Source organism: Bacillus sp. JJ1773 (genome assembly GCF_036962035.1).
Taxonomy (GTDB): Bacteria; Bacillota; Bacilli; order Bacillales; family Cytobacillaceae; genus Cytobacillus.
The window spans coordinates 1-1,628 of the sequence record NZ_JBALNX010000073.1 but is presented as its reverse complement, the minus strand read 5'-3'; the positions used below and the strand labels follow the sequence as shown (position 1 = coordinate 1,628).

Here is a 1,628-nt window from a genome sequence, read left to right as displayed (position 1 = left end):
TTATTCCATTAAACCAGCTAATAGATTGTCAATAAAAATCTTTTAAATTAAAAATCACTTCATGCTATACTAAAAATGCACAACTCAAATAACCCTCCGAATTTAATTTGGAAGGTTTTTGTTGTATATGAAAATATTGTTACTAAATAGTTTCTTGGAATGGTGTTTTCGTTTTTAACATTGCATAAATCCAGTGTAAAAGCTTATTAGCGCAGGCGATAATAGCTACTCTGTATGGTTTACCTTCTTCGCGTTTCAAGTCGTAGAAGGCTCGTAATCTCTTATTTCGTGCAATAGTTTCGTCAGTTGTTTTCTTTTTCCGGCTATCACGTATAGAGCATCGAACAGCTGTATAAAGCATACGGCGAAGCCTAGCTGAGCCACGTTTGGTAATATGATTTTTTGTACCTTTAAAGCGTCCTGATTCAAACACACTTGGATCAAGTCCTGCAAAGGCAACTAACTTTTTGGGATGACTAAACCGATCAATTTCCCCAATTTCAGAAATAATCGTTGCAGCGATTTTTTTACCTATACCGGGAATTGTTTGGAGTAGTTCATATTCTTCAAGTTGTACCGCTAGCTGATCAATCTCACACTCCAACGTAGAAAGCTGTTGGTGGTACGCTTGAAGTAAATCTATATACATATTCAGACTGACAAGAAGGCTATGATAAAGGGTTGATTGAAATGGGTTGCGTTCTGCAGCTACGATTAATTCCTCTGCTTTTTCAAGTGCCCAATCAAATGAACGTGCTTTACAATGCATATTAATAAACTGTGCAATTTCCTCCACACCAGCTTTTAAGACAGACTCGGAGGTAGGGAAGGTTTGTATAGTTTTTAATGAAATTTCGGCATATAAATTCCCAAAAACTCCTTTGTATTCAGGGAATACTTGATCTAATATAGCTTGGAATTGAAGCTTTGTTTGAACCATAATTCCCGTCATATTTTCATGTTGTCTTGTTAGATGCCGAAGGTTTAATAATTGAATACCTCGCTTTTTCTGTGGCTCTAAATCCTCTTTGTAATACATCTCACCTAAGTGATAAGCATCAATCGCATCTGTTTTCGTTTTTCGCAAATTAGAGCTTTTTGCTCGATAAGATACAAGTGGGTTTACGATGATGACAATGTACTCTCTTGCTTCTAAAAATTGTACAACTGGGGCATGATAGTGACCTGTCGCTTCTAAAACAATAGGCGGTTTCATCCCTGTTTGACGCTCTAAATCTAGTAAATAAGAGTGTAACTCTTCTAATCCTTCCACCGTATGTTCAACTTTCACACTGTTTTTATAGGGCATTTTTTTATCCAAGAACATTTGAATCTGACTTTCACCTTTTGCGACATCCAGACCAATAACTGGATTCATAAGTTATCTCCTCCTTTTGTAGTGGATTGACCGGTAACCTCTATCTACCTTGTTATTCATATCTTCGCTTGTTATACGGGATCATCATGTCCCAACCAGCCTAATCATGTGTTAACAAGTAGAGGGCGAACAGTTTAATGGTCGGGATCAAGTCCCACGGGCGCGAACGTTCTACCCCGGCTACTATCAATCTATAAGACTAAATAAAAAATAGTCAACCAGATTTCACTGGCTGACCTTATAATACGAA

1 protein-coding gene is annotated in these 1,628 nt (G+C 37.3%); it reads right to left on the bottom strand.

The window, feature by feature from the left end; genetic code table 11:
• Positions 1-142: 142 nt before the first annotated feature.
• A complete protein-coding gene (locus V7127_RS20090; RefSeq protein ID WP_335488987.1) occupies positions 143-1,378 on the bottom strand; it encodes an IS110 family transposase in 1,236 nt (411 codons plus the stop codon).
• Between the last annotated feature and the right edge of the window lie 250 nt (positions 1,379-1,628).

Bases quoted from the DNA above. Each gene is read 5' to 3' on its own strand.
- V7127_RS20090 (WP_335488987.1), bottom strand. From the start codon at position 1,378: ATGAATCCAGTTATTGGTCTGGATGTCGCAAAAGGTGAAAGTCAGATT.